Annotated in this window: 22 protein-coding genes and 1 tRNA gene; 5 read left to right on the top strand and 18 right to left on the bottom strand. The window is 63.2% G+C overall.

The window, feature by feature from the left end; translation table 11 throughout:
* Positions 1 to 21 precede the first annotated feature (21 nt).
* The 6 genes from EZV60_RS00400 to EZV60_RS00375 form a co-directional block, all read right to left on the bottom strand.
* A complete protein-coding gene (locus EZV60_RS00400) occupies positions 22 to 618 on the bottom strand; it encodes a LysE family translocator (protein WP_135501024.1) in 597 nt (198 codons plus the stop codon).
* A 135-nt stretch (positions 619 to 753) separates the two neighbouring features.
* Positions 754 to 4,998 carry a DNA-directed RNA polymerase subunit beta' gene (rpoC, locus tag EZV60_RS00395; protein WP_135501022.1) on the bottom strand — a complete coding sequence of 1,415 codons (4,245 nt, stop codon included), beginning with the start codon at positions 4,996 to 4,998 and terminating at the stop codon, positions 754 to 756.
* A 105-nt stretch (positions 4,999 to 5,103) separates the two neighbouring features.
* Positions 5,104 to 9,240 carry a DNA-directed RNA polymerase subunit beta gene (gene rpoB, locus EZV60_RS00390; protein ID WP_135501020.1) on the bottom strand — a complete coding sequence of 1,379 codons (4,137 nt, stop codon included), beginning with the start codon at positions 9,238 to 9,240 and terminating at the stop codon, positions 5,104 to 5,106.
* 603 nt (positions 9,241 to 9,843) lie between these two features.
* A complete protein-coding gene (gene rplL, locus EZV60_RS00385; RefSeq protein WP_135501018.1) occupies positions 9,844 to 10,224 on the bottom strand; it encodes a 50S ribosomal protein L7/L12 in 381 nt (126 codons plus the stop codon).
* Between the two features lie 73 nt (positions 10,225 to 10,297).
* Positions 10,298 to 10,816 carry a 50S ribosomal protein L10 gene (gene rplJ, locus EZV60_RS00380; RefSeq protein WP_135501016.1) on the bottom strand — a complete coding sequence of 173 codons (519 nt, stop codon included), beginning with the start codon at positions 10,814 to 10,816 and terminating at the stop codon, positions 10,298 to 10,300.
* A gap of 301 nt (positions 10,817 to 11,117) precedes the next feature.
* Positions 11,118 to 11,717 (bottom strand): TetR/AcrR family transcriptional regulator, encoded by a 600-nt coding sequence (locus EZV60_RS00375; protein WP_135501014.1) that lies wholly within the window; start codon positions 11,715 to 11,717, stop codon positions 11,118 to 11,120.
* Positions 11,718 to 11,849: 132 nt separating this feature from the next.
* Between EZV60_RS00375 and EZV60_RS00370 the strand changes: the two genes are divergently transcribed.
* Both EZV60_RS00370 and EZV60_RS00365 read left to right on the top strand, forming a co-directional pair.
* Positions 11,850 to 12,413: a carboxymuconolactone decarboxylase family protein gene (locus tag EZV60_RS00370; RefSeq protein ID WP_135501012.1), complete on the top strand. Its 564-nt coding sequence runs from the start codon at positions 11,850 to 11,852 to the stop codon at positions 12,411 to 12,413.
* A gap of 80 nt (positions 12,414 to 12,493) precedes the next feature.
* On the top strand, positions 12,494 to 13,249 hold the full coding sequence (locus EZV60_RS00365) for a hypothetical protein (protein ID WP_135501010.1): 756 nt from the start codon (positions 12,494 to 12,496) through the stop codon (positions 13,247 to 13,249).
* Positions 13,250 to 13,394: 145 nt separating this feature from the next.
* Here EZV60_RS00365 and rplA read toward each other — a convergent pair whose 3' ends face one another.
* Positions 13,395 to 14,093, bottom strand: a complete 699-nt coding sequence (rplA, locus tag EZV60_RS00360) for a 50S ribosomal protein L1 (protein ID WP_135501008.1) — start codon at positions 14,091 to 14,093, stop codon at positions 13,395 to 13,397.
* 1 nt (position 14,094) lies between these two features.
* Positions 14,095 to 14,520 (bottom strand): 50S ribosomal protein L11, encoded by a 426-nt coding sequence (rplK, locus tag EZV60_RS00355; RefSeq protein ID WP_135501006.1) that lies wholly within the window; start codon positions 14,518 to 14,520, stop codon positions 14,095 to 14,097.
* A gap of 320 nt (positions 14,521 to 14,840) precedes the next feature.
* Here rplK and EZV60_RS00350 point away from each other — a divergent pair, with 320 nt between their 5' ends.
* Positions 14,841 to 15,758 carry an SGNH/GDSL hydrolase family protein gene (locus EZV60_RS00350; protein ID WP_135502156.1) on the top strand — a complete coding sequence of 306 codons (918 nt, stop codon included), beginning with the start codon at positions 14,841 to 14,843 and terminating at the stop codon, positions 15,756 to 15,758.
* Between the two features lie 99 nt (positions 15,759 to 15,857).
* On the opposite strand, the gene nusG is transcribed toward EZV60_RS00350, so the two are convergent.
* The 7 genes from nusG to EZV60_RS00315 all read right to left on the bottom strand — a co-directional run bounded on the left by nusG (position 15,858) and on the right by EZV60_RS00315 (position 20,835).
* A complete protein-coding gene (gene nusG, locus EZV60_RS00345) occupies positions 15,858 to 16,391 on the bottom strand; it encodes a transcription termination/antitermination protein NusG (protein ID WP_135501004.1) in 534 nt (177 codons plus the stop codon).
* A 189-nt stretch (positions 16,392 to 16,580) separates the two neighbouring features.
* Complete coding sequence (gene secE / locus EZV60_RS00340) at positions 16,581 to 16,778, bottom strand: preprotein translocase subunit SecE (RefSeq protein WP_135501001.1); 198 nt, start codon at positions 16,776 to 16,778, stop codon at positions 16,581 to 16,583.
* A gap of 111 nt (positions 16,779 to 16,889) precedes the next feature.
* Positions 16,890 to 17,759, bottom strand: coding sequence for a hypothetical protein (locus EZV60_RS00335; protein ID WP_135500999.1), 870 nt, complete (start codon positions 17,757 to 17,759; stop codon positions 16,890 to 16,892).
* 189 nt (positions 17,760 to 17,948) lie between these two features.
* A tRNA-Trp gene (locus tag EZV60_RS00330) sits at positions 17,949 to 18,024 on the bottom strand.
* A gap of 96 nt (positions 18,025 to 18,120) precedes the next feature.
* A complete protein-coding gene (locus EZV60_RS00325) occupies positions 18,121 to 19,359 on the bottom strand; it encodes a CoA transferase (RefSeq protein ID WP_135500997.1) in 1,239 nt (412 codons plus the stop codon).
* The gene (locus EZV60_RS00320) at positions 19,356 to 20,216 is read right to left on the bottom strand and encodes an HTD2 family dehydratase (protein WP_135500995.1); all 861 of its coding nucleotides are present in this window, start codon (positions 20,214 to 20,216) and stop codon (positions 19,356 to 19,358) included. The genes EZV60_RS00325 and EZV60_RS00320 overlap by 4 nt, the downstream gene beginning before the upstream one ends.
* 238 nt (positions 20,217 to 20,454) lie before the next feature.
* A complete protein-coding gene (locus EZV60_RS00315; RefSeq protein WP_135500993.1) occupies positions 20,455 to 20,835 on the bottom strand; it encodes an MAPEG family protein in 381 nt (126 codons plus the stop codon).
* 81 nt (positions 20,836 to 20,916) lie between these two features.
* Between EZV60_RS00315 and EZV60_RS00310 the strand changes: the two genes are divergently transcribed.
* Positions 20,917 to 21,675 carry a helix-turn-helix domain-containing protein gene (locus tag EZV60_RS00310; RefSeq protein ID WP_167853424.1) on the top strand — a complete coding sequence of 253 codons (759 nt, stop codon included), beginning with the start codon at positions 20,917 to 20,919 and terminating at the stop codon, positions 21,673 to 21,675.
* A gap of 113 nt (positions 21,676 to 21,788) precedes the next feature.
* Here EZV60_RS00310 and tuf read toward each other — a convergent pair whose 3' ends face one another.
* Together tuf and EZV60_RS00300 are read right to left on the bottom strand one after the other, a co-directional pair.
* Complete coding sequence (tuf, locus tag EZV60_RS00305; protein WP_135500989.1) at positions 21,789 to 22,964, bottom strand: elongation factor Tu; 1,176 nt, start codon at positions 22,962 to 22,964, stop codon at positions 21,789 to 21,791.
* A 117-nt stretch (positions 22,965 to 23,081) separates the two neighbouring features.
* Complete coding sequence (locus EZV60_RS00300) at positions 23,082 to 23,738, bottom strand: hypothetical protein (RefSeq protein ID WP_210115042.1); 657 nt, start codon at positions 23,736 to 23,738, stop codon at positions 23,082 to 23,084.
* Positions 23,739 to 23,882: 144 nt separating this feature from the next.
* On the opposite strand from EZV60_RS00300, the gene EZV60_RS00295 reads away from it, so the two are divergent.
* A complete protein-coding gene (locus tag EZV60_RS00295) occupies positions 23,883 to 25,259 on the top strand; it encodes a cytochrome P450 (protein ID WP_135500987.1) in 1,377 nt (458 codons plus the stop codon).
* Positions 25,260 to 25,300: 41 nt separating this feature from the next.
* On the opposite strand, the gene EZV60_RS00290 is transcribed toward EZV60_RS00295, so the two are convergent.
* On the bottom strand, positions 25,301 to 25,771 hold the full coding sequence (locus EZV60_RS00290) for a YHS domain-containing (seleno)protein (protein WP_135500985.1): 471 nt from the start codon (positions 25,769 to 25,771) through the stop codon (positions 25,301 to 25,303).
* Positions 25,772 to 25,789 lie beyond the last annotated feature (18 nt).

The raw sequence follows: 25,789 nt of genomic DNA, 5'->3' as shown, positions 1-25,789 counted from the left end.
GAAGTTTTGAAAGACCGGGCGTCAGGCCAGCGCCATCCAGATCGCGACGCCGGCCAGAGTGGCACCGAAGACCACATTGAGCCGCCGCGCGCCTTGCGGCGAGCGAAAGCAGGCCGCGAGCCGGTCGCCGACCAGCGTCCAAGCGGTGAAGGCCATGAGATTATTGAGCGTGAAGACCGTCGCAATGAGGATCACGGTCAGGATGCGCCCACCGTCTGACGCGGGCAGGAACTGTGTGAACATCAAGGCGATGATGACATAGGCCTTGGGATTGAGCAGCAAGAGTACGATACCGTCGACGAAGCCCGCCGGGCGCGCCGCGTGGCCTTCCTTGACGACACCCGCTCGAATGAGGCCCCAGGCGATCCAGAGCACGTAAAGCGCCCCGGCCAGCTTGAGCGCAATGAAGGCCTGTGGAAACCGCTCCAGCGCGGCCAAAAGCCCGAAGCCGATGGCGGCGGTCACGAGGAAAGTCGCAAGATGGTAGCCGATATTGGCCGGGATCGTGGCACGAAAGCCAAAGCGCGCGCCGTTGGCGGCGAAGAACATATTGCCCGGGCCGGGGCTGTAGGCCAGCGGCAGGAGAAAGAGCAGGAGCGCGGGGATCATGTGAAGCATCTGAACCTCCCTTCGGTACGCACTGAGTAGAGACCAAGGGTGGGGTCAACGCGATCCGGATCATGCGCATTGGCGCATGCGCACGAAAAAAGGCCCCGTCGTGGACGAGGCCTTTTCCAATCGTTTCAGGATCTTTTAGTCCTCGCGGCTTTCCGGCGTGTCGACCAGCGTGTCGAACTCATCGCCGCCAACCACGTCGTCCTGTGCGGGGGCCGCAAGGGCCGCTGCCGCCTCGGCCTCTTCGCGGCGCGCCTCGATGACCACATTATCCCGCTTTTGCGCGATCTGGCGGACGTCGAGCGTGGCGCCGCCGGTGCCGGCCGGGATGAGGCGACCCACAATGACGTTCTCCTTCAGGCCGACAAGCTTGTCACGCTTGCCCTGCACAGAGGCCTCGGTCAGCACGCGCGTCGTCTCCTGGAAGGAGGCCGCCGAGATGAAGGACCGGGTCTGCAGCGACGCCTTGGTGATGCCCAAAAGGATCGGCTCGCCCTGTGCGGGGCGCTTGCCCTTGGCGATCGCCTTTTCGTTGGCCGCGTCGAACTCTGCCTTGTCCACGTGTTCGCCCTTCAGCAGCGTGGTTTCCCCGCTGTCAAGGATCTCCCACTTCTGGAGCATCTGGCGCACGACCACCTCGATGTGCTTGTCGTTGATCTTAACGCCCTGAAGACGATAGACCTCCTGCACCTCGTCGATCATGTACTCGGCCAACGCCTCGACACCCATGATCGACAGGATGTCATGCGGCGCGGGGTTGCCGTCCATGATGTAGTCGCCCTTCTGGACATAGTCGCCTTCCTGAACCGGAATATGCTTGCCCTTGGGCACCATATATTCCACTGGCTCCATCGAGTCGTCGGCGGGTTCGATCGAAATGCGGCGCTTGTTCTTGTAGTCGCGCCCGTAACGAACGTAGCCGTCGATTTCGGCGATGATGGCGTGGTCCTTGGGACGGCGCGCCTCAAAGAGTTCGGCCACACGTGGCAGACCGCCGGTGATGTCCTTGGTCTTGGCACCTTCGCGCGGGATCCGCGCGACGACGTCGCCGGCCTGGATCTCCTGCCCTTCTTCGATGGACAGGATCGCGTCCACCGACATCGGGTAGGTCACCGGATTTCCAGCCTCGTTGCGCACCGGCTCGCCATCCGCGCCGACGATGATGATCTCCGGCTTGAGCTCGTTGCCCTTGGGGGCCGCGCGCCAGTCGGTCACGATCTTCTGGGTCATGCCCGTGGCATCGTCGGTGACGTCGCGCACCGACACACCCGAGGTCAGATCCACGAACTTCGCGGTCCCGCCCTTCTCGGCGATGATCGGAAGCGTGTAGGGGTCCCACTCGAAGAGCTTGTCGCCCCGCTTGACCTTGTCGCCGTCCTTGACGTGCAGCTTGGAGCCGTAGCCGACCTTGTGGCTGGCCAGTTCGACACCGTTTTCGCCCTTGATCAGAAGCTTCATGTTCCGCCCCATGGTGAGCGTGTCACCGGAGGAGTTTTCCAGAAGCTGCTCGTTCTCGAAGCTGATGGTGCCTTCCTGGCTGGCCTCGAGGAAGGACTGCTGACCACCTTGGGCCACGCCGCCGATGTGGAACGTCCGCATCGTCAGCTGCGTGCCCGGCTCACCGATCGACTGCGCGGCGATGATGCCCACGGCCTCGCCGGTGTTGACCATGGTGCCGCGCGCAAGGTCGCGCCCGTAGCACATGGCGCAGACGCCGTCCTCGGCCTCGCAGGTCAGCGGCGAGCGGATGCGCGCGGTCTGGACCGCGGCTTGGTCGATCAGGTCGGCGGTGCGTTCGTCGATCAGCTGACCTTCGGACACGATCACCTCTTCGCTCACCGGGTTCACGATATCCTCGGCGGCGACACGGCCCAGCACGCGCTCGGCCAGCGAGGCCACGACCTCGCCGTCGTTGACGGCGGCCTCGGCGGTGATGGCGCGGTCGGTGCCGCAATCATGCTCGCGCACGATGCAGTCCTGCGCCACGTCCACCAGACGACGTGTCAGGTAACCCGAGTTCGCCGTTTTCAGAGCGGTGTCCGACAGACCCTTCCGCGCCCCGTGAGTGGAGTTGAAGTACTCCAGCACGGTCAGACCTTCCTTGAAGTTCGAGATAATCGGCGTCTCGATGATGTCGCCGTTCGGCTTGGCCATCAGGCCGCGCATGCCGCCCAGCTGTTTCATCTGCGTGACCGAGCCCCGGGCACCGGAATGCGCCATCATGTAGACGCTGTTCGGTTCTTCGACCGCGCCGTTCTCGTCACGCTTCTCGGAAGAGATCGTGCCCATCATGGCTTCGGTGACCTGATCGTTACACTTCGACCAGGCATCGACCACCTTGTTGTACTTCTCGCCCTGCGTGATCAGGCCGTCCATGTACTGCTGTTCGAAGCCTTTGACCTGGTCGCGGGTCTCTTCGACGATGGTCCATTTGTCGTCCGGGATGACCATGTCGTCCTTGCCGAAGGAAATGCCCGCGCGGAACGCTTCCTTGAAGCCCATCGACATGATCTGGTCGCAGAAGATGACCGACTCTTTCTGACCGCAGTAACGGTAGACGGTGTCGATGACCTGCTGCACCTCTTTCTTGCGAAGAAGCTTGTTCACCAGTTCGAACGGGGCCTTGGCGTTCATCGGCAGAAGCGCCCCGATGCGCACGCGGCCCGGCGTCGTCTCGAACCGCTGCATGATCTCCTGACCGGTCTCGTCGATCTGGGGGATCCGCGCAGTGATCTTGGCATGCAGGTGAACCTCACCCGCGTCGAGCGCGTGCTGCACCTCTTCGATGGAGGCGAAAGTCATGCCCTCGCCCTTCATGCCGTCGCGCATGATCGAGGTGTAGTAGAGGCCCAGAACCATATCCTGCGACGGCACGATGATCGGCGCGCCGTTGGCGGGCGACAGAACGTTGTTCGTGGACATCATCAGAACGCGGGCTTCAAGCTGCGCCTCAAGGCTCAGCGGCACGTGCACGGCCATCTGGTCGCCATCGAAATCGGCGTTGAAGGCCGAACAGACCAGCGGGTGAAGCTGAATGGCCTTGCCCTCGATCAGCATCGGCTCGAACGCCTGGATGCCCAGACGGTGCAGCGTCGGCGCGCGGTTCAGAAGAACCGGGTGCTCGCGGATCACCTCATCGAGGATATCCCACACCTCGGGGCGCTCCTTTTCCACAAGCTTCTTGGCCTGTTTCACCGTGCTGCTGAGGCCCTTGGCCTCGAGCCGCGAGTAGATGAAGGGCTTGAAAAGCTCGAGCGCCATCTTCTTCGGCAGGCCACACTGGTGAAGCTTAAGCTCGGGGCCCGTCACGATCACGGACCGGCCCGAGAAGTCGACGCGCTTACCCAGAAGGTTCTGGCGGAAGCGGCCCTGCTTGCCCTTGAGCATATCCGACAGCGACTTCAGCGGGCGCTTGTTGGCGCCGGTGATGACGCGGCCACGGCGGCCGTTGTCAAAGAGGGCGTCAACGGATTCCTGCAGCATCCGCTTTTCGTTGCGCACGATGATATCCGGCGCGCGCAGCTCGATCAGGCGCTTGAGGCGGTTGTTGCGGTTGATGACGCGGCGGTAGAGGTCGTTGAGGTCCGACGTCGCGAACCGGCCGCCATCCAGCGGCACCAGCGGGCGCAGTTCCGGCGGAATGACCGGGATGACGGTCATGACCATCCATTCCGGGCGGTTGCCGGATTCGAGGAACGATTCCACGACCTTGAGGCGCTTGATGATCTTCTTGGGCTTCAGCTCGCCCGTGGCCTCGGCCAGATCGGCGCGCAGGTTCTCGGCCTCGGATTCAAGGTCGATATTGGCCAGCATCTCGCGGATCGCCTCGGCGCCGATATTGGCGGTGAAGGCGTCCATGCCATAGGCGTCTTGGGCGTCCATGAACTCTTCCTCGGTCAGCATCTGACCATAGGTGAGGTCTGTCAGGCCCGGTTCGATCACCACGTAGTTCTCGAAATAGAGCACGCGTTCCAGATCGCGCAGCGTCATGTCCAGCATGAGGCCGATGCGGCTGGGCAGCGACTTCAGGAACCAGATATGCGCGCAGGGGGCGGCCAGCTCGATATGGCCCATACGCTCGCGGCGGACCTTCTGGAGGGTGACTTCGACGCCGCATTTCTCGCAGACGACGCCGCGATACTTCATGCGCTTGTACTTGCCGCAGAGGCATTCGTAATCCTTGATCGGACCGAAGATGCGTGCACAGAAGAGACCGTCACGCTCGGGCTTGAACGTGCGGTAGTTGATCGTCTCGGGCTTCTTGATCTCGCCATAGGACCACGAGAGGATCCGTTCGGGCGACGCCAGCGAAACCTTGATCTCGTCAAAGACCTTGGCCGGAGCGGCGGGGTTGAACGGGTTGTTTGTAAGTTCCTGGTTCATTCGATTTCCTCACAAATCAGAGGGTGCGGGGGAGATGGGCGCGTGAAGCACGCCCTACGGGTGGCATCGTAGGGCGTGCTTCAGCGCGCCCCAGGGGATGGTCCGTTACTCGTCCTCCTCCGCATCCAGGAGTTCCATGTTGAGGCCCAGACCGCGGACCTCTTTGACCAGAACGTTGAACGATTCCGGCACGCCGGCCTCGAAATTGTCCTCGCCCTTGACGATGCTCTCGTAGACCTTGGTCCGGCCTGCCACGTCGTCCGACTTCACGGTCAGCATTTCCTGCAGCGTGTAGGCGGCGCCGTAAGCTTCCAACGCCCAGACCTCCATCTCGCCGAAACGCTGGCCACCGAACTGCGCCTTGCCGCCCAGCGGCTGCTGCGTGACGAGCGAGTACGGCCCGGTCGAACGCGCGTGGATCTTGTCGTCCACAAGGTGGTGCAGCTTGAGCAGGTACTTCACGCCGACCGTCACGGGGCGCGAGAATTGCTCGCCCGTGCGTCCGTCATAGAGCACCGACTGACCGCTTTCCGAGAAGCCCGCGCGCTTGAGCGCGTCGTTCACGTCGGCCTCCTTGGCACCGTCGAAGACGGGTGTCGCGATCGGCACGCCGCGCGTGACGTTACCAGCCGCCTCGACCAGCGTGGCCTCGTCCATGTTGGCGATGCCCTCGTCATAGACATCGTCGCCATAGGCGTGGTGCATTGCCTCGCGCACCGGGGTCAGGTCGCCGGTGCGGCGATAGTCCTGAAGCGCATCGTCGATCTTGATGCCCAGACCGCGCGCGGCCCAGCCCATATGGGTCTCCAGGATCTGACCGACGTTCATCCTGCTGGGCACGCCCAGCGGATTGAGGCAGAAATCGACCGGCGTGCCATCGGCGAGGAACGGCATGTCCTCCATCGGCACGACGCGGCTGATCACACCCTTGTTGCCGTGACGGCCGGCCATCTTGTCGCCCGGCTGAAGCTTGCGCTTCACGGCGATGAAGACCTTGACCATCTTCATCACGCCCGGCGGCAAGTCGTCGCCCCGGCGGACCTTTTCGACCTTGTCCTCGAAACGGGCATCCAGCGTGCGCTTCTGCGCCTCGTACTGATCATGGAGCGCTTCGACGATCTGCGCGTCAGATTCGTCCTTGAGCGCCAGCTGCCACCACTGGCCGCGGCTAAGCGTTTCCAGAAGCTCGTCGGTGATTTCCGAGTTCGCCTTGACGCCCTTGGGGCCTTTGACGGCGGTCTTGCCGAGGATCAGCGACTTCAAACGCGCATAGATGTTACGATCAAGGATCGCTAGCTCGTCGTCGCGGTCACGCGCGAGACGTTCGACCTCTTCGCGCTCGATCTGCAGCGCGCGCTCGTCCTTCTCCACGCCGTGGCGGTTGAAGACGCGCACCTCGACCACTGTACCGTAGTCGCCCGGCTTCACGCGCAGCGAGGTGTCGCGCACGTCGCTGGCCTTTTCGCCGAAGATGGCGCGCAGAAGCTTTTCTTCCGGCGTCATCGGGCTTTCACCCTTGGGCGTGATCTTACCGACAAGGATATCGCCCGGCTGCACGTCGGCGCCGATATAGACGATGCCGGCCTCGTCGAGGTTGCGCAGCGCCTCTTCACCGACGTTCGGGATGTCGCGGGTGATCTCTTCCGGCCCAAGCTTCGTGTCACGGGCGGCGACCTCGAATTCCTCGATATGGATCGAGGTAAAGACGTCATCGCGCGCGATACGCTCGGAGATCAGGATCGAGTCCTCGAAGTTGTAGCCGTTCCAGGGCATGAAGGCGACGAGCACGTTCTTGCCCAGCGCAAGTTCGCCCAGATCGGTCGACGGACCGTCGGCGATCACTTCGCCCTTCTGCACGGTGTCGCCCACCTTCACCAGCGGCTGCTGGTTGATACAGGTGTTCTGGTTCGAGCGCTGAAATTTGCGCATCCGGTAGATATCCACGCCCGGATCGCCGATTTCGAGGTCTTCCGTCGCCCGGATCACGATCCGGCTGGCGTCGACCTGGTCGATCACGCCGGCACGCTTGGCCAGCACGGACGCGCCAGAGTCGCGGGCCACGATGCCCTCGATGCCCGTGCCCACAAGCGGGGCCTCGGACCGCAGCGTCGGCACCGCCTGCCGCTGCATGTTCGAGCCCATGAGGGCGCGGTTGGCGTCGTCGTTTTCGAGGAACGGAATGAGCGAGGCCGCGACCGAGACCAGCTGTTTCGGGCTCACGTCGATCAGGTCCACGTTCTCAATCGGTGCGAGCGTGTATTCCCCCGATTGCCGCGTGTTGACCATCTCGTTGACGAACTTGCCGTTCTCATCGAGCGTCGCGTTGGCCTGTGCAACGGTGTGACGCTGCTCTTCGGTGGCGGACATGTATTGCACGTCATCCGTCACCTGCCCGTTCGCCACCTTGCGATAGGGCGTCTCGATGAAGCCGTACTTGTTCACACGCGCGAAGGTAGCGAGCGAGTTGATCAGGCCAATGTTCGGCCCTTCTGGCGTTTCAATCGGGCACATCCGGCCATAGTGCGTCGGGTGCACGTCGCGCACCTCAAAGCCCGCGCGCTCACGCGTCAGGCCGCCCGGTCCAAGGGCCGAAAGGCGGCGCTTGTGGGTGACTTCCGAGAGCGGGTTGGTCTGGTCCATGAACTGGCTGAGCTGCGAGGAGCCGAAGAATTCGCGCACGGCGGCAGCGGCGGGCTTGGCGTTGATCAGGTCCTGCGGCATCACCGTGTCAATCTCGACCGACGACATGCGCTCCTTGATCGCGCGTTCCATCCGCAGAAGGCCGACGCGGTACTGGTTTTCCATCAGCTCGCCGACCGAGCGCACCCGGCGGTTGCCCAAGTGGTCGATATCGTCGATATCGCCGCGCCCGTCGCGCAGTTCCACCAGTGCCTTGACGCAGGCCACGATATCCTCGCGGTCCAGGGTTCGCTGGGTGTCGGGCTTGTCGAGTGCCAGACGCATGTTCATCTTGACCCGGCCCACGGCGGAGAGATCGTAGCGCTCGCTGTCGAAGAACAGCGTCTCGAAAAGCGCGCTTGCGGCTTCCTCGGTGGGCGGCTCGCCCGGGCGCATGACGCGATAGATATCCATGAGCGCGGTCTCGCGGTTCATGTTCTTGTCGTTCGCCATGGTGTTGCGCATGTAAGGGCCGACATTGATGTTATCGATGTCGAGCACGGGGATGTCGGTGATACCGGCCTCGATCAGGTCTTGCAGCGTGCCGCCGGTGATCTCGCCGTCCTTGTCGCGCTCGAGCGTCAACTCGTCACCCGCCTCGACGTAGATCGCGCCAGTTTCCTCGTTGATGATGTCGCGAGCCACGAACTTGCCGACGATATGCTCGAACGGCACGAGCAGGTTCTTGACCTTACCCTCGTCGATGAGCTGCTTGACCGCGCGCGGCGTGACCTTCTTGCTCGCCTCGGCGATGACCTCGCCCGAGTCGGCATCGACCAGGTCAAAGGTCGGACGCGTGCCGCGCACGCGCTCGGGGAAGAATTTGGTGACCCAGCCTTCTTTCTTCTTCAGCTTGTAATCGACCGTGTCGTAATACGCGTCCATGATCGCTTCCTGATCAAGGCCCAGCGCGTAAAGCAGGGTCGTCACCGGCAGTTTGCGGCGGCGGTCGATGCGGGCAAAGACGATATCCTTGGCGTCGAATTCGAAATCGAGCCAGCTGCCGCGATAGGGAATGATACGGCAGGCGAAAAGCAGTTTGCCCGAGCTGTGCGTCTTGCCCTTGTCATGGTCGAAGAACACGCCGGGAGAGCGGTGCATCTGGGAAACGATCACACGCTCGGTGCCGTTCACGACGAACGTACCGTTGGGCGTCATCAGGGGCATGTCGCCCATGAACACGTCCTGTTCCTTGATGTCCTTGACGGATTTTGCGCCCGTATCTTCATCGACATCGAACACGATGAGGCGCAGCGTCACCTTAAGCGGTGCGCTGTAGGTCATGTCGCGCTGCATGCATTCTTCGACGTCGTATTTCGGCTTTTCCAGCTCGTAATTGACGAATTCAAGCACGGCGGTCTCGTTGAAATCCTTGATTGGGAAGACCGACTGGAAGACGCCCTTGATGCCCTCGCCATCGGCAGGCTCGGGCTGGTCGCCGGATTTCAGGAAAAGATCATACGAGGATTTCTGAACCTCGATCAGGTTCGGCATCTCCAGCACTTCGCGGATTTTGCCGTAGTATTTACGAAGACGTTTTTGGCCAAGGAAGCTTTGCGCCATGTGACAAGTCACCTTTCATGTCTCACCGGTCCTGCACACTGTCGGGCCACAGCGGCAGGGCCACCCGAGAGGGGCGGGAACGATCCATTCTTGGCTCCAATCCCACAAGGAACCACCCGATCGTTAACCTCGCCTGAGAGAACCCCCGCTATGACGGGGCCTCTCTGAGACAGGTTTGACTGCATCCGCGATATGCCGGATCCAGCCGCGTCGGCCCGCTTTTCGGGCCGGATTTGATGTGCTAGGTCAACCCGATCTTGCCTCTCATAGAAAATAGCCGGGACGATGAAATGCTTGCGTCGTCGGGGATAATCGGCAACTTTCTGTGGAAGGCGGATACGTCGATGTGGGTGAGAGGGGCTCCTTCCTGCCGAAAAACGTCATGGGGCACGCGAATCGCACGCGTCCCCTGAAGTGGGCTATCTAGGTCAGAGAGCCCCGAAGCGCAACCGGGCTATTGGCAAAAATTTGGTTAACGCAGCGCGCGGCGCCCGTTTGGGCCTGTGCGCCTCGGTTTTTGCGCGCCGGGGCAGTGCACCGACGGGCCGGCACGAAAAAGGGCCGCACGCCGGCGGCCCTTTCACAATCAGGTCGATGCCCCGATTACTTGAGTTCGACCTCGGCGCCAGCTGCTTCCAGCTTGCCTTTGATCTCGTCGGCTTCGTCCTTGGAGACCTGCTCCTTGACGGCCTTGCCGCCGGCCTCGACCAGGTCCTTGGCTTCTTTGAGGCCAAGACCGGTGATGGCGCGGACTTCCTTGATCACGTTGATCTTGGAGGCGCCGGCCGACTTCAGGATGACGTCGAATTCGGTCTGCTCTTCGGCAGCTTCGCCACCGCCTGCATCCGCAGGGCCAGCCATCATCACAGCGCCGCCAGCGGCGGGCTCGATGCCGTATTCGTCTTTCAGGATGGTTTTCAGTTCTTGTGCTTCGAGAAGCGTCAGACCAACGATCTCTTCAGCCAGTTTTTTCAGATCAGCCATTTTTCAGCTCTTTCCGTTCTAAGATGTGTTCCAACGTCGGTGTCGTTACCCGATACGCAGGACTTGCAGTTGCTTACGCTGCTTCCGCCTTCTCTTCGATGGTCGAAAGGATGCTCGCGATGTTGCTGCCAGGTGCGCCAATTGCACCGGCGATGTTCGAAGCGGGTGCGCCAATCATGCCGACGATGGTCGCGATCAGTTCGTCGCGCGACGGCAGTTTCGACGTGGCTTCGACACCGGCCCGGTCCAGGGCCGTCTCACCCATTGCGCCGCCAAGGATCTCGAACTTCTTGTTATCCTTGGCAAAGCCTTCCGCGACCTTGGCTGCTGCCACGGGGTCCTCGGAAAAGGTGAGCACGGTCATGCCCGAGAGGTATTCGGCAATGCTTGCGCACGGCTTGCCCTCTAGGGCGATCTTGGCGAGCCTGTTCTTGGCAACGCGGACGGAGGCTTCGGCGTCGCGCGCACGCGCCCGAAGATCCTGCATCTCGGCAACTGTAAGGCCTTCGTAGTGGGCAACCACGACGACGCCAGAGCTTTCGAAGATCTGGCCGAGTTCCTCGACCACTTTCTCTTTCTGGGCTCTATCCACAGTTTCACTCCAGTATTGGGGGATACCCCCGGCTCAGTCGAACCGGGTCAACGTGCGACCCGGCAAAGGGGTCCGTAAGGCGGGCTGAGCCAGATGCGCCAAACCAGTCAAGGAGAGCCGCGAGAAAATCTGGTCTGTTCCCGTCTCAGGCAGGAGATTAAGCACCGGCAAATCCCGGCGCACCCACCGTCTCGGACGAAACGCAAGCGGTCCGACGAATCGGACCACTTGTGCATGCAGCGGTCTAGACCGGCTGCCTTCGGATGCCAAGCCCCCAATTTCCAGGCATCTGCGCCCCGTGTCAGCCGTGCCGCAGCGCCTCGATCTCCTGCGCCATCTCCTCTGCCAGAGCGGCAAGTTCAGCGCGCGGAAGGCCGCGATGCGCCTCGATCCGAAGCTGTGTGACATTCGCCTGATACCGCCGGGCCAGTTTTTGCGGGTCCGCCGCGTCCGGCAATTCGCCCAGATCGCGGGCCCGCGCGAAGGCCTGCGCCATTTCTTCCTGCATCGCCTCGAGATACCCGCGCGCTTGCTCGGCAAGATGCGCCTCCTCCGCGGTGGCGTTCAGGACGGTCTTGACCAACATGCAGGCACACCGCGCCGGATCCTCGGCCGGGGTCTGGCCCGTGCGCCGAAGATGGTCAGCCAATGCATCGAGCGGTGATGGCGCGACTCGCAAAGCTGCGCGCAAGGCCTTCATCGACCGGTCGAAATACCGCTCCAGGCTCAGCGCGAACAGGGCCTGCTTGCTGTCGAAGGCGGCATAGATGCTGCCCGGTTTCATGGACAGCGCCGCTTCAAGGTCTTTCAGCGACGTCGCGTGATAGCCCTTTTGCCAGAAAAGGATCATGGCCGCGTCCAGCGCGGCGTCACGGTCGTAGGGGCGGGCTCTGCCAGTCATGCACTGCATATAACCTTCCAACTGCGCGCATGCCAGATCACACTTGAGTGATTACTCAAATCTATTATTGAGTGATCGCTCAAATTTAGTATGTAGCGGCATGAGACGAAATCAGTCACGCAAGGAGTAGTCATGACCGACTTTACAAAACACACACCCGAGACCGCGCCCGAGGCCAGCAAACCGCTCTTGCAGAAATCCCAGGAAAACTTCGGCCGAATTCCCGGCCTGCATGCCGTGATGGCCGAAGCGCCCGGTTTGCTGGACGGCTACCAGCAGCTTCACAAGCTCTTCGTGGAAAGCAGCTTTGACGATGACGAAACGACCGTGGTTTGGCAGACCATCAATGTCGAGAACGAGTGCCACTACTGCGTGCCCGCACATACCGGCATCGCCAAGATGATGGGCGTGGACGACGAAATCACCGATGCGCTGCGCAACGAAACACCGCTGCCGAACGCCCGTCTGGAAGCGCTGCGCACCTTCACGCTGGCGCTGGTCCGCGAGCGCGGCAATCTCGACGAGGCGACGTTGCAGGCCTTTTTCGACGCGGGATATACGCGGCGGCACGTCCTCGAGGTCATTCTGGGATATGCGCAAAAGGTGATGTCGAACTACACCAACCACATCGCGGAAACGCCCGTCGACGACGCCTTCCAGAAATTCGCCTGGGAAAAATCGGACAAAGAATCGTAAGAAAACTGACGGTTTTCAGCCGTACTATCGTCAAAGAACCATGATCCAATTTCCGGTGTCGCAACTCTGGGAATTGGATCATGAGGTCCGAAAAACCGTTCGGAAACCGCCCTCTTGCCGATTTGGTAGACTGCCTTCCGGTACGCATTCGGTATGCCGAAGGCACAGGTACGGATCTGGTGGTGTCGTTTTCTTCAATCGGGCAGCGCCGGGCTCTCATGCCGGACGACGAGTTCACTGGAACGCTTCTGAAGGCGCCCGACCGCCATTGCCTATTTGTCAGCGATATCACACGATCCTGGCTCAGCAGCCGCAATGTCTGCGACGCCGTGCGCCAGGCTGTGGCCTCCGTCAAGGCAAGCGCGGATATTCAGAGGACATCCACGCTCGGCCTAAGCATGGGTGGCTTCAGCGCGCTTGTTGCCGCAAACCTCTTTGATGTCGACACTGCGATCGCGATTTCCCCGCAGTATTCACCGTTGCAAACTGTGATGCCGACCGAAACCCGGTGGCGGTACTGGCGCAGGCGGATAACGCATTCAGACTTTCCTACCGCGGAGTCTGGGCTTCGCCCCGGACATAGCTTCGTTTTTCACGGACTCCTCGATGACACCGCCCACGCAAGCGCGTTTTCCCAAGCCGCTCACCTTGATCATTTTGTCTTTCCAAAGGCGACCCACGCCCTGGGGCAGCATTTGAAAAAAAGCGGCGGCTTGCACAAGCTGGTCACCGCCGCGATAAATCAGGACCGGCGCAAGGTGGCGCGGCTGGTGCGAAAGAACGGCGGATTCTGGCGACAGTCCCAGGAAGCGCTTCTGGTCGCCGACGCAGCCTGACGTGTTTTGCGCAACGCCGCGCGACACACCGGTCAAGGACGGCCGAACGCGGGCGTCACGGACCAATCGCCATACACGTTCAAAACGAAAAACGGCCCCGCGAAGGGGCCGTTTCACATTTCATACCAATTGGACTAGCGCCGTCTTATTCGACAGCCGCGCTCGTCACGTCGATGGTCACGCCCGGGCCCATGGTCGAGCTTAGCGCGATCTTTTTCATATACGTGCCCTTGGCGCCGGCTGGCTTGGCCTTGTTCACCGCGGTGATGAAGGCGCGGACGTTCTCAACGAGTTTCTCTTCGTCGAAAGACGCCTTGCCGATCCCGGCATGCACCACACCGGCCTTTTCGACCTTGAACTGCACTTCGCCGCCCTTGGCCGCCTTGACCGCGTCCGCGACATCCATGGTCACGGTGCCGACCTTGGGGTTCGGCATCAGGTTGCGCGGGCCCAGAACCTTACCCAGACGGCCCACGATGGGCATCATGTCGGGCGTGGCGATGCAGCGGTCGAACTCGATCTTGCCGCCCTGCACGGTTTCCATCAGGTCCTCGGCGCCGACGATATCCGCGCCTGCTTCCTTTGCCTCGTCGGCCTTCGGGCCACGGGCGAAGACGGCGACGCGCACGTCCTTGCCGGTGCCGTTGGGCAGGCCGACAACACCGCGCACCATCTGGTCCGCGTGGCGGGGGTTTACACCAAGGTTCACGGCGATCTCGACGGTCTCGTCGAATTTCGCGTTCGCATTACCCTTGATCAGCGCGACCGCCTCTTCGACGGTCAGATCGCTCTTGCCGGCGACAGCTTCGCGTGCGGCGCGGGTCCGTTTTCCATGCTGTGCCATGTTACTTCACCTCGATGCCCATGGAGCGTGCGCTGCCCTGAATGATCTTCATGGCCGCTTCAACGTCGTTTGCGTTCAGGTCTTTCCACTTCGCTTCCGCGATCTCGCGCAGCTGCTTGGGGGTGACCGTGGCAACCGTTTCGCTGCCCGGGGTCTTGGAGCCGGATTTCAGCTTGGCGGCCTTCTTCAGGTAATAGGACGCCGGCGGCGTCTTGATGTCCATTTCAAAGGACTTGTCCTGATAGTAGGTGATCACGGTCGGGCACGGCGCGCCGGGCTCCATGTCCTGCGTCTTTGCGTTGAACTGCTTGCAGAATTCCATGATGTTGATGCCGCGCTGACCCAGCGCCGGACCGACCGGCGGAGAGGGGTTCGCTTGTCCGGCGGGCACCTGAAGCTTCATGGTGCCGGCGAGTTTCTTGGCCATTGGCCATCTCCTTTTCAACAACACCGAAACGCGTTCCGGTGTCTGTGGGTTGATGTGGTCCGGTCCGGCGGTCGCGACCGCCTCGCCTCCCACATGGACGAGTCACCCTGACGGGCAACTGCGGCCGGATACATCCAGACGGCCAAGTTTGCAAGTCACCTGTGTCAACCCGGCGGCCTGCGGGCTTGCCGCTCTCAAACGCTCGGCCAAAGCGTCCAGGCTGATGAACGCAACGTCATCCAGGGCGCGGCGGTGGAACGGATTTACAGGTGCAACCCGGCTGGCTAGCGTTCCCGAAACTCAAGGGGGGAAAATCCATCATGTTTCGATCTTTGGTTCTGGCCGCTGCTCTGTGCCTGCCGAACGTCCTGTCTGCGACGACCTTAAGCCAATTCAGCGATGTGGTCGTCTTTGGCGACAGCCTGAGCGATCCGGTCAATCCTTTGCCGCCCGCGCTTTACCCGAACGGGCAGGTGACGAACGGCGACAACTGGGCGGTCCAGCTTGGACTGGCGGACCCAACCAGCAACAATTTCGCCATGTCCGCGGCGACCGCGAAAACCGACGGCCCAGATGATTTCGCCGAGCAGATCGGGCTTTTCTCCGGCACCGGTCAAACTCTGGGCGACAGCGCCATGGCCGCGGTCTGGTTCGGCGGAAACGATATCGCCGACGCCTTGCTGAGCGGCACCGGCGTGGCGCGGATCGGCGAAGCGATACAGGCCATGGCGTCAGGCCTCGACCAGCTGGCGCAGGCAGGCTTTGACAAGGCGCTCGTGTTCTTGGCGCCCGATGTGGGTGACACGCCCCGCATTCAGGCCGTTGACGCAGTACAACCAGGGGCCGCCGCGCTCGCGACGTCGCTGACCGGCCTCTTCAATGCCCAGTTGCTGAATGTCGCGAGCCTGATGACCGAAACGCTCGAGATGGCGTTCGTCGATATTCCGTCCCTCGTTCTGGCCACGAAATCGAGTCCGGCAAGCTTTGGCTTCACCAATGTGGTGGATCCTTGCGTGGTCAATTTGGTCTTCGTGAACGGCTGCAGCCTCGCCACTGCCAACGAGTATCTCTATTACGACAGCTTCCATCCCAGCGAGCGCGCCCATGGCCTGATCGCGGACGCGGCGCTGAGCACCGCCTCCCGTCTGGCGCCGGTGCCTCTGCCGGCGGGCCTTGTCCTTTTGCTGACGGCCTTGGCGGGTCTCGGCGCAACCACCCGTATCCGGCGCACGGCCTGATCCATCCATCAAAAGAAAACGCCCCGGTCTCAAAGGACCGGGGCGTTTTCGAATCTATAGGGCCTGCCGCGCCCGGATCGCACCGCGCGCAAGGGCCACTCAGCCTTGCTTCGTCACCTGCGTGAATTCCAGCTCGACCGGTGTTTCCCGACCAAAGATCGACACTGTCACCTTCAGGCGCTGGTTGTCGTCGTCCACGGCCTCGACCATGCCGTCGAAATCCTCGAACGGACCGTCATTGACCTTGACCTTCTCACCCACCTCGAAGCTGATGAGCGTGCGCGGGCTTTCCTCGCCTTCCTGAACGCGGTTGAGGATGGCGTTCACCTCGGCATCGCGCATCGGCATGGGGCGGCCCTGCGGGCCAAGAAAACCGGTCACCCGGTTGATCGAATTGATCAGGTGATAGCCCTGATCGGACATTTCCATATGCACGAGCACATAGCCCGGCATGAAGCGCCGCTCGGCGGTCACTTTCTTGCCGCGGCGCACCTCGATCACCTCTTCGGTGGGCACCAGAACCTCGTCGATCTCGTCTTCCAGACCCTGTTCTGCCACGGATTGCCTGATCTGCTCGGCGATCTTCTTTTCGAAATTCGAGAGGACACTGACAGAGTACCACCGTTTCGCCATGACGACCCAAGCCCTTCGTTGCCCCGGCATGTGCCGGAAGATTCCTGTTGCGCCGGGCGCTTGGCCCGAACCACCCCGATAAAACAAATCAGCGCGCGGGCTCGAATCGCCGCGCGCCGTGTCGAAGTGTGGCGTCACCTACCGCCCTTCGCCCTTCATTTCAAGGCTTGGGGGGCAGAATTTCGCGACTTACCCGAAGAGACCCAGAAGCCCTTCCAGACCCGTGCGGATCAGAAGATCCACAAGCGCGAAGAAGATGGCCGTCAGCGTCGCCATGATGAAAACCATGACCGTGGTCAGTAAGACCTCGCGGCGGGTCGGCCAGACGACCTTGGCCACCTCGGCGCGGACCTGCTGGATGAACTGAAGCGGATTGGTGCGGGCCATGCGTGCTGAACTCTCTGATCGGCTGATGCGTGCAGGCGACATACGCGGCGGCCCATCCGAATTCAAGGGCAGAGACGCCCTGACCGCGTCCCTGCCCCAGATCTGTTGCGCTCAGGCGTCGCGGGTCTGCGCCACCAGCCGGTCGAACGGATCCGGTCGGGACGGATCATCGTGCATCGGGACCGAGAAATCGGGCAGCGCAAGACGGTCGGCCAAAGGCTCGGGCAGGCGGTCGAGAAAACGGTCGAACCGCTCGGCGAAGGCGTCCGCGCGGCGGCGCACGCGCTCGGCGCGTTTGGGAAAGCGCGCGGCGAACCGTGCCCAGATGCCCGCGCCCATCTCGGCGCAGCGCTCGGGACCGACGGTTAGATAGATGATGAGACCCAGCCAGAAGGTCACAAACGCGAGGATCGGCAAAAGCAGGGGCCGCCACAGGACCACCAGCGCAAGTGCGGCGAGGATCACGTGCTTGCGCGTCGGCCGATAGCCGCGCAGCGCGGCGGGGATGGCAAGGCGCGGCATCCGGCGTGTTTCCGGCTGCGCAGCGGGCGTCTTTGGCGCCGGCTCTGCAGCATTGCGCAACCGGATATTTGGGACAGGAACGCGGGGCAGCCCGATCCGGGGCAACGCCACGCGCGGCAGGCGAAAGCGCCGGCGCACGGGCGTGGGCGCCGCGTCGCCTCCTTCGATCACCTCCGCGATCTCCCGGGTCAGAATGTCGTCCTCGCCCTCCTCTTCCGGCGCGGCAGTGGCTGCCGCCCTCTCCGGAACGCGCGGCGCTGGGTCGGCGGGGATCTCGGATTGCGCCTTGAGCTGCGGCAGGCGCTTAGGGCTTGTTTCGCGCTTCTGCTCGACAATAAGAGACCGGATCAGATCTTCGGCGTCCTTTTGCGCGTCCGGCGGCGGTGCGCCGGGCAGTTCCTGACCATCATGCGGCAAATGTTTTTGCCGCGTCAGCAAAACATCGGTGTGTTCAGTCATGGCAGCCTTCCATTTATCCACGCCCCCACGCGGACCATCCCGGCCCGGCGGATGGGCTTTAGATGATTCATGATCAAGGTAAGGCTGCAATGCGGCGGAATTGTGGTCTTTGTCCGGCACGAACATGACGGCGCGGGTCGCATGCATGGTCTTGCGCCGCGTGGTCCGGTCACCGTTTCGGAAGGGAATTGGCAGGGGCAGCAGGGTTCGAACCCGCGACCTACGGTTTTGGAGACCGTCGCTCTACCAGCTGAGCTATACCCCTAAGGCCGGGGGCGTGATTACGCCACCTTCGGCCGGGAATCAAGCGTCCATTCCGGGCGCGCGACCGGGAATTTCATGCAGCCCCGGACGCGGGCCGTCAGGCGGCCGATTTCGACGTATACCGCGGGCTTTGCACCACGCCCGTATCGAAAAGCCGGGCAATCTCGGTGTCGCTCAGACGCGCCACGTCGCCGAGCACTTCCTCGGTATGCTCCCCCAGCCGCGGCGCAGCCACGGGCTTGATCCGGGCATGGCTGCCGAACTCGGCCGGGTGACCGGGCACGGCGAACCGACCCAGGCCCGGCTGGTCGAGCATCGAGAAGACCGGGTTGGCCTCACCGAAATCCGGATCCTGCGTCACGGCCTCCTTGGTGGTACGGAACACCGACCATGTGAGCCCCTTTTGATCGAAAAGCCCGGCGAAGGCGTCGACACGGCGCGCAGCGAACCATGGACGCAGGATCTCGGTGATCTCGTGGCGAAGGTCCCACCGCGCGCCCTCGTCGCGCAGGTCGCGACCTGTCCGCTTGGCCAGCGCCCGCATCTCGGCCTCGGTACCGGTCACGTCGACAAGACCCGCCCATTGCCGGGATGTCAGGCCGACCACCATCACCCGACGGCCACAGGCGCACAGAAAGTCCCCGCCGTAAGCCCCGTAGAGCGCGTTGCCCGCCTTGCCGCGCTCCGCCTTGTTGAGCGTCGCGTCGCCGATCATCCCCAGATGTCCCAACGTGGCGGCTGCGGCGTCTTTCAGCGACATCACCACTTCCTGTCCCTTGCCGGTGCGCAGGCGATGCCGTTCTGCCCCCAGCATCGCCGAGACAAGCATATTGCCCGCGATCAGATCCCAGGCCGGCAGTGCGCTCGCCACCGGCTCGGCGTGGTCCTCAGGGCCGGTCATGTGCGGGATGCCGATGGCCGGGTTCACCGTATAATCCACCTGCGGCCGCCCCTGCCGGTCGCCCAGAAGCGTGGCCATGATCAGGTCCTTGCGCCGGGCGCTCAGGGTTTCGTAATCCATCCAGCCCCGCACCCTCAGGTTTGTCAGAAACAGGCCCGCGTCCTTGCCCGGCGCGGTGATGATCCGCGTGACAAGTTCACGCCCCTCCTCGCTGCGCAGATCCACCGCCACGGATTTCTTACCCTTGTTCAGCCCCGCCCAGAAAAGGCTCTGCCCCGAGGGCGCCAAGGGCCAGCGCCCGGCATCGAGCCCACCTTCCAGCCGGTCGAATCGAATGACCTCGGCGCCCATCTGCGCCAGCGTCATGCCCGCCAGCGGTACGGCGACAAAGGCCGATCCCTCGACGACACGCATGCCTTGCAACAATCTGTTCATGTGGTTTCCTCCCAAGACGCGGTGGCCTGCATGCATTGATGTCCGGCCTGACCGGTGAAAAGCGACAGAGCGGTCCCGTCCGCGCCGGTCGCCATGATATCGATCTCCTGCGGCTCGCCGGGGATCAGTAGCATCGGATGCACCCCGCGAAACCGGAACGCCCGAGGCACGGTCCCGCGATGGGCGCGCGCGGCCCCGATCAGCCAGCAGGCCTGCAACGGGCCGTGCACCACAAGGCCCGGGTAATGCTCGACCTGCTGCGCATACGGCAGATCATAGTGGATGCGGTGCGCGTTGAAGGTGATGGCCGAGAACCGGAACAAGAGCGGCTCCGTCGCGCGCTCGTGGCTGTGCCAATCCGGCGCCTCGGGCATCGGCAGCTTTTCGGGCGGGCGGAACCGGTCGGGAATATCGAGATAGACGATATCCTGCCTCTCCTCGATCGCGGTTTGATCTTCCGTTTCGATGCGGTGATCGACGGTCACGAAGACCATGCGCCCGGTGCGTCCCTCTTTCTCGGCGACATTCGCGATCTGCGAGTGTTTCACGAAAGGAACCCCGACTTTGAGCGGCAGATGAAAGGTCAGCGCCCCGCTCGCCCACATCCGCCGCTCCAGCGGAACGGGCGGCAGGAAATCCCCAAGTCGGGGATGCCCGTCGCGCGCCAGCTTTTCGTTCGGAACGGTGGGTGTGAAAGCGAACCAGTGCCAAAGCGGCGGCAGGATCTCTCCCTCCTGCGGGGGCGAGGTGTTCGCCTGTCCCAGCGTCGCATGGATCTGCAATGCCTGCGCGATCTGGATCACGCCGGTCTGCGTTTCGGTTTTACCTTCCCAAGCGGATAGGTTGACCTGATCCATCTACACCTCCGGACTACACCCTTTAAAGATGGGGAGAGCCGGAAAAAAGTCAATATTTCAGTATGTTAGATGAATGCAATTGTATGCCGAGCGTCTTCGCACAAGCAGCATTAGCGGTACCAGCCTTGTTATCCCAAGACAAAAGCTCTTTGCAGTTGCAGCATTTTCCAACCCGCCCGCGATCTTTTCGGACAAAAGCGCGCAGGCGCGCCTTTGCGGCAGATTGACCCACATCGCATCAGACAACCGCCATTGCCATCATTCCAAGGCCGAACAGGCCGGTCGTGAAGACCACCGAGCGGATATAGGGCACGCCCGCCACGTAGACCGAGATGAAGACCGCGCGCGCGAGCACGAACACCATCGCGCCGGTCTCGGCAAGGGCAATATCCGCCCCGTCGACGATCAGCGCCACAAGGGCAAGTGCCAGGAAGACCGGCAGGTTCTCGAGGAAATTGGTCGCCGCTCTTTGCAATCTCGCCTGGATGACGCCCGCCTCGGGCAGCCGATCCCGCGGCCCCATATAGGCCGCCGGCCCGATCCGCAGCATAAGCGCGGCCCCGGCCGCATAGACGTTGAACAGGTAAAGCCCGAGACAGGTGAGGATCCAGAAAACCATGCGAAACTCCTTTGCACGCGATGTTGTCCGGGCTAAGCCAGTAAAGGAATGATCTCAATACCCTTGAAAGGAATGACCACGATGACCTCCTCTTTCGGCACCGCGCTTCGGGCGACGCGGCAGGCGCTTGGTCTCAGCCAACTCGCGCTGGCCGAGCGCCTGCAGAGCACACAGCGCCATATCTCCTTTCTCGAAACGGGGCGGTCGCGCATCACGGCGGCCTTCCTGCAAAGGCTGTGCAGCGACCTGGCGTTGCCGCCCGCCCAGCGCGGCGCGCTTTTCGAGGCCTCGGGCCTGCGCAATCCTTTCCCGGAACGCCCGCTCGATCATGCGGCGGTCGCCAGCGCGCTCGATCTTATTGAAACGCGGATTCTGCGCCACTGGCCCTTCCCGGCCTTCGCGCTCGACCGCGACTGGACGGTCCTTCGCGCCAATGACGGCGCGCGCGCCCTCTTTGCCGGGTTCGGCATGGATCTCGGTCAGTCCGGACAAAGCCTTCTGGCCTTGATGCTGTCGCCGGCCTTTCGCGACGCGATCCGCAACTGGGAGACGGTCCGCCCGATCCTGCACTACCGGCTTGCCGCTGCCGCAGAGCGCAATGCCCACCTGCGCGAGGCACTGGTCCAGTCACGGCAGGCCGGGTTCTTCGACGCCCCCCTCTCCGCGCCACCGGATGACGCCGATCCGCGTGCGGCGGATATCGAATTGCCGGATGGCACGCGTTTGCGGATGACGCCCTTCGTCGGCCACCTCGTCGCGTTGCAGGAGGCGCGTCTCGACGGGGTGGAGATCGAGTTGATGGTGCCGCTCGACGACGCAAGCGAGGCGGCGCTGCGCTAAGGTCCGCGCCTGGTCCACACCCGCGAGACACGGAAAAAGGGCGCCGTTTCCGGCGCCCTTTCTGGATTGCTGAGCGGCCTGCGCAGAGGCGCAGGCCGTGCCAAACGTCTGGGTTACTCGAGGATTTTCGAGACGACGCCGGCGCCGACGGTGCGGCCGCCTTCGCGGATGGCGAAGCGCAGGCCGTCTTCCATCGCGATCGGCGCGATGAGCTCGACCTCGAACTTCAGGTTGTCGCCCGGCATCACCATTTCCGTGCCCTCGGGCAGCGTCACCGTGCCGGTCACGTCCGTCGTGCGGAAGTAGAACTGCGGGCGGTAGTTGGCGAAGAACGGCGTGTGGCGGCCGCCCTCTTCCTTGGTCAGGATATAGGCCTCGGCCTCGAACTTCGTGTGCGGGTTCACCGAACCCGGCTTGCACAGCACCTGGCCGCGCTCCACGCCGTCACGCTCGATGCCGCGCAGCAGAAGACCCACGTTGTCGCCGGCCTCGCCCTGATCGAGAAGCTTGCGGAACATCTCGACGCCCGTGCAGGTCGTCTTCTTGTTCTTGTTCAGGCCCACGATCTCCATCTCTTCGCCGACCTTGATCAGGCCACGCTCGATCCGGCCGGTGGCCACGGTGCCGCGGCCCGAGATCGAGAACACGTCCTCGACCGGCATCAGGAACGGCTGGTCCACGGCGCGCTCGGGCGTGGGGATGTAGTCGTCCACCGCCTGCATCAGCTCGCGGATCTTGTTCTCGCCGATCTCCGGATCGCGGCCTTCCATCGCCGCCAGGGCCGAGCCCGCCACGATCGGAATGTCGTCGCCCGGGAAGTCGTACGAGCTCAGAAGCTCGCGCACTTCCATCTCGACGAGCTCCAGAAGCTCCTCGTCATCGACCTGGTCGACCTTGTTGAGGAACACCACCAGCGCCGGCACGCCGACCTGACGGGCCAGCAGGATGTGCTCGCGCGTCTGCGGCATCGGGCCATCGGCGGCGTTCACCACCAGGATCGCGCCGTCCATCTGCGCGGCACCCGTGATCATGTTCTTCACGTAGTCGGCGTGGCCGGGGCAGTCGACATGGGCGTAGTGGCGCGCGTCGGTCTCGTATTCCACATGCGCCGTCGAGATCGTGATCCCGCGCGCCTTCTCCTCGGGCGCACCGTCGATCTGGTCATAGGCCCGGAAATCGCCGAAATACTTCGTGATCGCCGCCGTCAGCGTCGTCTTGCCGTGGTCAACGTGGCCAATCGTGCCGATGTTCACATGCGGTTTCGAACGGTCAAACTTTTCTTTTGCCATCTCTCTCAGGCGCCCTGTGTTGTTGGAGGGCCCGAACGGCCCGGTTTAAAGTCCTGCGCGCATTTATTGGCTTGCCGCGGGAAAATCAAGCGCTTCATGGGATCGAACCGCCCGGCGTCACTCTGCGGGTGTCGCTTCCTCGGGCGCTCGGGACGGGTTCGCCGCGGTCTGCTCGGCCGCGGTTGCGGGCCGGTACCGTTTCTGCGAGGCGGGTTTGTCGTTGGCCGGCACGCCGTCATCCTCGAACCAGCCCTCGGCGTTGTTCTGGCGCACCAGCCAGTTCTGGATCAGCTTGGCGGCGTTGCGGCTGAGGTTTTTCATTTGAACTTCCTTGGACTGGGTCACGCCCGACCCAAGGATCGTATTGCCCGAGATACTTTCAACCACGGTCACCGTCTCGGGCTTGGCGTTCAGTTTTGCCTGTTTCGCATCGTCCCAGACCGTGACATTGAGGATCAGAGCGGATTTCGGCGAGGCCACCAGCGGAATGCCGGGCACCGCCAGCACGTAGCCTTCGATACTGATCCCCAGATGGTAAAGCCGCGTGCCCTCGTAGCGTGAAAACCGCTCGTCGATGGCTTTGGTCATATACGCGATCCATTCCTCCTGGCTCGCCTCGCGCGAGGCCGGGCCCTTGGTCAGGTTGGGCGCGACCACCACGTTGTGTCCGAGATGGAAATTGCCGAGGTAGACCGGCGTCTTGTCCAGATCGTTGGGATTGGTGCAGGCGGTCAGCGCCAGCCCGGCGATCAACAGGAAAAAACGGCGAAACATGCAAAGACCCCCCTCGTGCCCTAAAGTGCGACCGCGATAGCGCAGCGCGCGGCCCAGTGCAAACCGGCAGTGCGCCTTGCCCGTGTTTGCCGCACCGCTTGGCGCGCTTATATGCTGGTCAAGCTCCACGAAAGGACTGCCGCCATGCCCCGCCCCGACACACCGGTTCAGGTCCCGCTGGTCAAGGCGCCGCTCGGCCTGCTCGCCAGCCTGAGCGCGGCGCGGCAAAACATTCTTGGCATCATCCCCGAACGCGCCACGCAAGAGCCGATCGTCTCGGGCCGCACCGGCACCCGCTGGCATATGGTGACCGATCCCGCCGCGATCCGGCACATCCTGATCGAGCGGGTCGAGGACTATCCGAAATCCAGGGTCACCAAGAACCTGCTGCGCCCGGCCATCGGCGAGTCGATGTTCATCGCCGAGGGCGCGGACTGGCGCTGGCAGCGCCGCACCGCCGCGCCGGTCTTCTCGCACCGCAACGTGATGAACCTTGCCCCGATCATGACCGCGGCCGCCGAGCGCAGCGCGGCGCGGATCGCGGCGGCCGGCAACCGGGCGGTGGACATGGCCGCCGAGATGGTGCGCACCACCTTCGACGTGATCGCCGAGGTGACGTTTTCCGACGATGGCAGCTTTGATGCCGGGGCCGTGCATCGCGGCATCGACACCTATATCGCGCAGGCGGGAAAGATTTCGATCCTCGACGTTCTGGGCGCCCCCGACTGGGTGCCGCGCCCGGCGCGCCTGATGGCCTCGCACACCTCGGTGGTCGACATGCACCGCGCCGCCGACGCGGCGATCGAAGCGCGGCGCGCGCGCGGCGCGGATGGCGTGCCGGACCTGCTCGATCTGCTGATGGCGGGCGAGGACCCCAAGAGCGGGCGGCAGATGAACACCGCGGAAATGCGCGACAACCTGCTGACCTTCATCGTGGCCGGGCACGAGACAACCGCGCTTGCGCTCGCGTGGTCGCTTTACCTCTGCGCCTTCGATCAAGGGGTGCAGGACCGCGCCCGGGCCGAGGTGCACAGCGTCTGCGGGGCTGCAGCCGCCACAGGCTCGGACGTGGACAAGCTGCACCTCGTGCGGCAGATCGTGGACGAGGCGCTGCGGCTCTATCCACCCGGCGGCGTGGTGTCACGCACCGCGCAAAGCCACGACACGCTCTGCGGGACCGAGATCGAACCCGGCGACACGGTGATGCTGCCGATCTACGCGCTGCACAGGCACCGCGATCTGTGGCAAGAGCCGGATCATTTCCGCCCCGACCGCTTCGCGGATCGCAAGTCGATCGACCGGTTCAGCTACCTGCCTTTCGGCGACGGGCCACGCATCTGCATCGGCGCCAGCTTCGCCCTGCAGGAGGCGGTCATCATCCTCGCCACGCTTCTCGGTCGCTTCCGCTTTACGTCTGTCAGGGGGCGGGATCCGAAACCGGTGATGATCCTGACCTTGCGTCCCGAGGGCGGCGTCTGGCTCGAGGCCGAGCCGATGCCGGCCTCACAGCGCGCCGCCTGATACGGATCCGGCAGGGCGTGCTTCAGCGCGCCCCCGCAGGTTCAACCGCTCAGAACGGACGGCCAGTTCGCGCGCCCCTTGGTGATGTTGCCGGGAATATCGGTCTGCCACCGCGCGCGCACCGACTTGTTGTAGTTGAGGTAAAGCCGGCCGTCGTGCACGGTCCATGCGTTGCGGTCGCCATGGGCGGTGTACCCGCGCGACACGGCGTAAGAGCAATAGCCGCCGAATTGCGGCGCATAGCGCTGGGGATCGGCCTCAAAGGCGGCCAGGTTCTCGGCATTCGAAAACCGCCACCGCGCGCCGTTCCATTCGGTCACAAAACTGTCTGAGCCGCGCACGCCATCCGCGCCGGCGGCAAGCCCGAAATAGGCCACCACATCCGCCCCGTCAGCGGCGTACCCGCCGTTTTCGTACCAGTAGGCCTCGTCGGCCATCGCCGGGCGCCACACCAGCGCTGCCGCCCCGCCCGCCGTTGCCGTTGTCAGGAATGTCCGTCGTGTCAGCCGCATGTCTCAACCTCCCGCATC

This window comes from Roseovarius aestuariivivens (genome assembly GCF_004761875.1).
Classification (GTDB): Bacteria; Pseudomonadota; Alphaproteobacteria; order Rhodobacterales; family Rhodobacteraceae; genus Roseovarius; species Roseovarius aestuariivivens.
The sequence above is the reverse complement of the archived record's forward strand: the minus strand, read 5'-3'. Positions and strand labels throughout refer to the sequence as shown.

What these genes read in the sequence shown, in the direction of transcription:
- EZV60_RS00400 (WP_135501024.1), bottom strand. Translation starts at nt 618, where the DNA reads ATGCTTCACATGATCCCCGCGCTCCTGCTCTTTCTCCTGCCGCTGGCC.
- rpoC (WP_135501022.1), bottom strand. Translation starts at nt 4,998, where the DNA reads ATGAACCAGGAACTTACAAACAACCCGTTCAACCCCGCCGCTCCGGCC.
- rpoB (WP_135501020.1), bottom strand. Translation starts at nt 9,240, where the DNA reads ATGGCGCAAAGCTTCCTTGGCCAAAAACGTCTTCGTAAATACTACGGC.
- rplL (WP_135501018.1), bottom strand. Translation starts at nt 10,224, where the DNA reads ATGGCTGATCTGAAAAAACTGGCTGAAGAGATCGTTGGTCTGACGCTT.
- EZV60_RS00375 (WP_135501014.1), bottom strand. Translation starts at nt 11,717, where the DNA reads ATGACTGGCAGAGCCCGCCCCTACGACCGTGACGCCGCGCTGGACGCG.
- EZV60_RS00370 (WP_135501012.1), top strand. Translation starts at nt 11,850, where the DNA reads ATGACCGACTTTACAAAACACACACCCGAGACCGCGCCCGAGGCCAGC.
- EZV60_RS00365 (WP_135501010.1), top strand. Translation starts at nt 12,494, where the DNA reads ATGAGGTCCGAAAAACCGTTCGGAAACCGCCCTCTTGCCGATTTGGTA.
- rplA (WP_135501008.1), bottom strand. Translation starts at nt 14,093, where the DNA reads ATGGCACAGCATGGAAAACGGACCCGCGCCGCACGCGAAGCTGTCGCC.
- rplK (WP_135501006.1), bottom strand. Translation starts at nt 14,520, where the DNA reads ATGGCCAAGAAACTCGCCGGCACCATGAAGCTTCAGGTGCCCGCCGGA.
- EZV60_RS00350 (WP_135502156.1), top strand. Translation starts at nt 14,841, where the DNA reads ATGTTTCGATCTTTGGTTCTGGCCGCTGCTCTGTGCCTGCCGAACGTC.
- nusG (WP_135501004.1), bottom strand. Translation starts at nt 16,391, where the DNA reads ATGGCGAAACGGTGGTACTCTGTCAGTGTCCTCTCGAATTTCGAAAAG.
- secE (WP_135501001.1), bottom strand. Translation starts at nt 16,778, where the DNA reads ATGGCCCGCACCAATCCGCTTCAGTTCATCCAGCAGGTCCGCGCCGAG.
- EZV60_RS00335 (WP_135500999.1), bottom strand. Translation starts at nt 17,759, where the DNA reads ATGACTGAACACACCGATGTTTTGCTGACGCGGCAAAAACATTTGCCG.
- EZV60_RS00325 (WP_135500997.1), bottom strand. Translation starts at nt 19,359, where the DNA reads ATGAACAGATTGTTGCAAGGCATGCGTGTCGTCGAGGGATCGGCCTTT.
- EZV60_RS00320 (WP_135500995.1), bottom strand. Translation starts at nt 20,216, where the DNA reads ATGGATCAGGTCAACCTATCCGCTTGGGAAGGTAAAACCGAAACGCAG.
- EZV60_RS00315 (WP_135500993.1), bottom strand. Translation starts at nt 20,835, where the DNA reads ATGGTTTTCTGGATCCTCACCTGTCTCGGGCTTTACCTGTTCAACGTC.
- EZV60_RS00310 (WP_167853424.1), top strand. Translation starts at nt 20,917, where the DNA reads ATGACCTCCTCTTTCGGCACCGCGCTTCGGGCGACGCGGCAGGCGCTT.
- tuf (WP_135500989.1), bottom strand. Translation starts at nt 22,964, where the DNA reads ATGGCAAAAGAAAAGTTTGACCGTTCGAAACCGCATGTGAACATCGGC.
- EZV60_RS00300 (WP_210115042.1), bottom strand. Translation starts at nt 23,738, where the DNA reads ATGTTTCGCCGTTTTTTCCTGTTGATCGCCGGGCTGGCGCTGACCGCC.
- EZV60_RS00295 (WP_135500987.1), top strand. Translation starts at nt 23,883, where the DNA reads ATGCCCCGCCCCGACACACCGGTTCAGGTCCCGCTGGTCAAGGCGCCG.
- EZV60_RS00290 (WP_135500985.1), bottom strand. Translation starts at nt 25,771, where the DNA reads ATGCGGCTGACACGACGGACATTCCTGACAACGGCAACGGCGGGCGGG.